Here is a 5,486-nt window from a genome sequence, read left to right as displayed (position 1 = left end):
ACTGCTTGGCTTGCACGACGGGCATTGCGTTTAACGCCGGAAGTGAATTCCGGCTACTTATGCCCGTCGGCCGGACTCCTGATGTCGCCCGGGGCCCCAGTGCGTTGAGAGACGACCTTCCGGCATGCACTCCCCCTTCGCACGTTGCTTCGGGCATAATCTTCCCGTTCACCCTGTCCTGCTGAAACAGCGAGGCTGCGAAGCGGAAACAGGGGGGGCGGGAGGAATTATTTCTGACCTTGCAGTCTCCCAAAGAACACGCAGGCCCGTTTGCGCAAGACACGCTGTGCGGACTGCTTGGCTTGCACGACGGGCATTGCGTTTAACGGCGGGAGTGAATTCCGGCTACTTGCCTGCCGTCGCCCGCGGGCCCCAGAGCGTTGAGAGAACGCCTTCCGGTTTACTTTTGCGGCCCTGAACTCGGAGTTTCCCCCAAAAAATCCGGAAATCCTTTCCTTTGACACGACTGTCCGGCACAGGCCGGACAGGAGTCGGCCACCGCAGGTGGGTCCGTAAGGACACACCTGCACTGAGTCCGCAGCCAGAACGGAGCCAGCCAAGCACTCCCGAGCCATGCAGTCTCAGCTTTTCCAAGCGCCGTCAGGATTCGGCAACTCGCCCTGCTTTCCCGCCAGCGCCTGCCTGCCGAACCGGCGAAGCCGGGAGGCAGAACCAGGGGGGCGCGGGGGGGAATTATTTCCCCCGCATGCCTTTCCTGCCTTTCTGCCTTTCCTGCTTTTCCTCTCTTTCTGCCTTTCCTGCTTTTTTCTCAGGCTTTGACGACCATGAGCTTAGGGGAGGTCTGGGGGGCGGGGTCAGGGAGGGCATCGGAGGGAGCGGAGCCGAAGAGTTCACTGGAGGGGCGGGAGACGAGTCGTCTTTGCATTTCCATGAGCACGGCGAACTCGTAGGTATGGGCGGTTTTTGCGCTGCCGCCTGCGCCTTCGAGGGCGGCGACGGCGAACTGGGTCTGTTCCCAGAGGCTCATGAGTTCCTGATCGGGGAGGAGCTGGAGTTCGGCCAGCGCGGAAGATTCACCCAGTTCGGACGGCGTAGCGGAAAAAATGGGAACCATAAAGCCTCCTTATCTATATCGAGCGCGGCACGGAGAACGGCGCATGATTTTATGGGAACGCGGGCCTTTCGGGGTTCGGCGAGAGGTGCAGGCCGAACGGCGCGGAAGGGGCGGCGGGCATGACGGTTTGAGGGAAAATACCGGGGTTCCGGGCAAAACTGCGGGAGCGCCCTGCCTTGGAACTGCGCGGGCAGGGGCATCCGGCTTTCCAATAGAGAAGAAGCCCGGCGCTAGCTTCCGGGCTTCTTTTAGAAGAGGCAGCTCAACTGCCCTTTATCTAAACTCCCCAATAAAGGAGAGATTTCCCACTGCGAATCCGGCGTTCTGCGGAATTCGGCAAAACGCCGTTCCGCAATCTTGGCCGCAGCACGCCTGAGGCGTTCGGGAAAACGCCGGCGGGTGACTCAACCGGACTTTATGTTGGTAGGACTATATATCCCTTTTTTCCCGTTCTGGCAAGCATTTTTCTGCTCCGGGGCTTGCCGCGCGGCCTGGGGCAGGGCATGCCGACGTGAGGCAGGCCTGGGCCTACGCAACAGGTACGCGTCAAAGATTTTCCGGCCACGTTCCAAGGGCAGGCGCGACTGCGGGGGAAACGGACTGGACAAAATACGGGCCAGCCGCCGGAGCGTTGCCGCGCTTTCTCTTTTCCTCTCCGCGCCCCGGTTTCCGGGGCCCCGCCCTTCCCTGCGCCGCACGCACATTCCCCCGCCCGGCTCTCCCGCAGAAACGCCCGCATTCCCCCTTCGCCCCGGCCAGTGTTTCCCCCGAAAAAGCATCCTCCCCTGCCCGCAACCCGCCAAAAACGCGGAAACTTTCGCCTTCTCCCCTTGACACCAGCCGCCAGGACATTAAAACATACAAGAACTCTCAGGGCGGGGTGAAAGTCCCCACCGGCGGTGATCCCCCTATTCCGCGGGGAAGCCCGCGGGCGCGTTTTCAAGGGAAAAAGCGCAGATCCGGTGCAAATCCGGGGCCGACGGTAACAGTCCGGAAGAAAGAGAATGGATTCCTCGCCTCAGTATTCTGAAGCCTCTCCTCTCTCCTAGCGCCTTCTGCGGCCCTGATGTGGACATCTCCAGGGAGTTTGTCATGCGTCAGCTTTCTTCTCTTTGCTCCATCGAACAGGCTGTGGACGACATCCGCAACGGGCGGATGATCGTTGTCGTGGACGACGACGATCGCGAATGCAGCGGTCATCTGGTCATGGCCGCCCAGCTCGTCAATCCCGACGCCATCAACTTCATGGCGCGTCACGCCTGCGGCCTCGTCTGTCTCGCCCTCTCCCCCGACATGGCGGATAAGCTCAATCTGCCCCTCATGCCCTCCAGCAACGCCGGGCACACTCCCGCGTTCACCGTGTCCATCGAGGCCCGGGAAGGCGTCACCACCGGCATCTCCGCCGCCGACCGCGCCACCACCATTCTTGCCGCCGTCGCCGAAAACGCCGGCCCCGACGACATCGTCACCCCCGGTCACGTCTTTCCCCTGCGCGCCCGTCGCGGCGGCGTCCTCACCCGCGTGGGCATCGCCGAAGCCGGTTCCGATCTCGCAGCCTTCGCCGGTCTGCGTCCGGCCGCCGTCATCTGCGAAATCCTCAAGGAAGACGGCTCCGTCGCCCGCATGGACGATCTCGAAGCCTTCGCCGAAACCCACGGTCTGCACATCGCCGCCATTCGCGACATCATCCGCTATCACATGCGCCACGGCAAACTCGCCGTCCGCCGCGTGGCCGAAGCCAAAATGCCCACCAAGTACGGCACTTTCCGCATCATCGCCTACGAAAGCGACGCCTCCTCCGATACCCACATCGCCCTCGTCAAGGGCGACGTCGATGAACGCGTGGATCCCTCGCCCGTGCTCGTGCGCGTTCACAGCGAATGCCTCACCGGCGACGCCTTCGGTTCCCTGCGCTGCGACTGCGGCAATCAGCTCGCCGCCGCCCTCATGCAGATAGAAAAGGAAGGCCGCGGAGCCCTGCTGTACATGCGTCAGGAAGGCCGCGGCATCGGCCTTGCCAACAAAATTCGCGCCTACGCTCTCCAGGAACAGGGCTACGACACCGTGGAAGCCAACATCAAGCTCGGATTCGCCCCAGATCTTCGCGACTACGGCGCCGGAGCCCAGATTCTCCGCGACCTCGGCATCAGCCGCCTGCGCCTCATGACCAACAATCCCCGCAAGATCGTGGGCCTCGAAGGTTACGGCATCGAAATTACGGAACGCGTTCCCATTGAAATCGGTCTGTGCGACATCAACGAGCACTACATGCGCACCAAACAGGAAAAAATGGGACACATCCTCCACTTCGGCAAGAAAAAAAAGGAGGACTGATTCCCCCGACATTCTCGCCGATTCCCCTTCGCAGGATTCCGCTTTCTGCCGCGCCCCTGCGGCCGCCGCGCACGCCGCGACAGTCGCCGACGCTCAAGACCGCGCTCCCACGCAAGCCTTGAGCTTCCGCGACTCGCCCCACGTGGGCTCGCCCCGCTGCGTGATCGTTGCGCCGAGCTCACCACGCCGCAACCCGCTTTGCCGCAGCTCGGGCGCGTGACGGAAGCTCTCACGAAACACGCCCGTCGCGTTTCTCTGCGATCGCCGCACAGCGCTCCGCCTGCCCGTTCTCACGGCGCGGCAGGTCGGATGCCGCATCCGCCGAAACGCCGATCCCCTGCGTCGAGGCCCATGCTCAAAAGGAGACACTATGGACATCATTGCCTTGAACAGCAAAAACTGGGAAGAAAAGGTCCGTCAGAAAAATCCCTGGACCGTTCCCGTCGATTCCGAAGTCATACACAACGCCAGAAACGGCAACTGGTGCATCATGCTCACCGCCCAGAAGCCCGTTCCCGGCGCATGGTTCCCGCCCGTGAAGGATAAACGCATCCTGTGCCTGGCTTCGGGAGGCGGTCAGCAGGGCCCCGTGCTCGCCGCCGCAGGGGCCGACGTCACCGTGCTCGACATCTCCGAAGCGCAGCTCGAACAGGACCGTTCCGTGGCCCGCAAGGAGAATCTCAACCTGCACACCGTGCTCTCCAGCATGACCAACCTCTCCATGTTCGACAACGAATACTTCGACATCATCGTGCATCCGGTGTCCAACGTATTCATTCCGCACATCCAGCCGGTGTGGAACGAGGCCTTCCGCGTGCTCAAAAAGGGCGGCGTGCTCATGAGCGGATTCATGAACCCCGTGTTCTACATGTTCGACGAAAAACTCGAAGAACAGGGCATTTTGCAGGTCAAGTATCCCCTGCCCTACTCCGACCTCGACTACCTCAGCAAGGACGACCTCGAACGCAAGGGCGACGCCGTGGAATTCGGTCACTCCCTCTCCGATCAGATTCAGGGTCAAATCGCCGCAGGCTTCGTCATCAACGGATTCTATGAGGATTCCTTCGGCGGCGAACGCCTCCTCGACAGATTCTGCCCCTGCTTCCTCGCCACCCGCGCCGTCAAACCGTAAAGAGGAAAGGCAGAAAAGACAGAAAAGGCATGCGGGGGAAATAATTTCCCCCGCACCCCCTTGTTTCTGCCTCCCGGCTTCGCCGGTCGGCAGGATCAAGGGATGTCGGTCAAATTCTCCGCGCTCAAACAGCGCAAAAACTGAAAATCGCGTCGGCAGGAAAACTTTTCCGCGCCTGGCGAAACACGAAAGGCCCGAGCCGGGCTCCGCATCGGAGCAAGGCTGCGCGGCCTTTTTTTTTGCAGACAGCCTGCCATGAGAGCCCGAGTGCCCGCCGTCGCCCGTTTGCCCAAGACACACTGTACGGACTGCATCACTTGCACGACGGGCATTGCGTTTAACGCCGGAAGTGAATTCCGGCTACTTATGCCCGACCTTTTTCTTTTCCCGAGTACCCGCAACTGCCCGTTTGCCCAAGACACACTGTACGGACTACATCACTTGCACGACGGGCATTGCGTTTAACGGCGGGAGTGAATCCCGCCTACTTATGCCCGACCTTTTTCTTTTCCCGAGTACCCGCAACTGCCCGTTTGCCCAAGACACACTGTACGGACTGCATCACTTGCACGACGGGCATTGCGTTTAACGGCGGGAGTGAATCCCGCCTACTTATGCCCGTCGGCCGGGCTCCTGATGTCGCCCGGGGCCCCAGTGCGTTGAGAGACGGCCTTGCGGTTGCATTTACAGACCTTGATGGTCCCAAAAAATCTGGAAATCTCTTCCTTACTCACGACTGTCCGACATTTGTCGGACAGGAGTCGGCCACCGCAGGTGGGTCCGTGAGGACACACCTGCACTGAGCCCGCAGTCCAAACAGCGCCTGCCAAGCCTTTCCACGCCCCGCAGTCCCCTGCCTTTCCCAACGTCCGCCGATATTCGGCAGTGCGCCCTGCACCCGCAGTCCCGCCCTGCTGAAGCAGCTTTAGCTGCGAAGCAGAAACA

Annotated in this window: 3 protein-coding genes and 1 riboswitch; of the genes, 2 read left to right on the top strand and 1 reads right to left on the bottom strand. The window is 61.3% G+C overall.

Translation table 11 applies throughout. From position 1 onward, the window contains the following. Window positions 1-769: 769 nt before the first annotated feature. The gene (locus tag ACZM96_RS09240; protein ID WP_489488704.1) at window positions 770-1,075 is read right to left on the bottom strand and encodes a hypothetical protein; all 306 of its coding nucleotides are present in this window, start codon (window positions 1,073-1,075) and stop codon (window positions 770-772) included. A gap of 862 nt (window positions 1,076-1,937) precedes the next feature. Further along, a riboswitch (FMN riboswitch) is annotated at window positions 1,938-2,085 on the top strand. A gap of 82 nt (window positions 2,086-2,167) precedes the next feature. Between ACZM96_RS09240 and ribA the strand changes: the two genes are divergently transcribed. After that, entirely contained in the window at window positions 2,168-3,409 is a 1,242-nt protein-coding gene (gene ribA / locus ACZM96_RS09235; protein WP_489488703.1) for a GTP cyclohydrolase II, read from the top strand. 370 nt (window positions 3,410-3,779) lie between these two features. Further along, on the top strand, window positions 3,780-4,541 hold the full coding sequence (locus ACZM96_RS09230; RefSeq protein ID WP_489488701.1) for a class I SAM-dependent methyltransferase: 762 nt from the start codon (window positions 3,780-3,782) through the stop codon (window positions 4,539-4,541). The last annotated feature ends 945 nt before the right edge of the window (window positions 4,542-5,486 follow it).

Source organism: Mailhella sp. (assembly GCF_057866825.1).
Note: the sequence above shows the minus strand (reverse complement) of the source record. Positions and strands in the feature narration are given on the sequence as shown.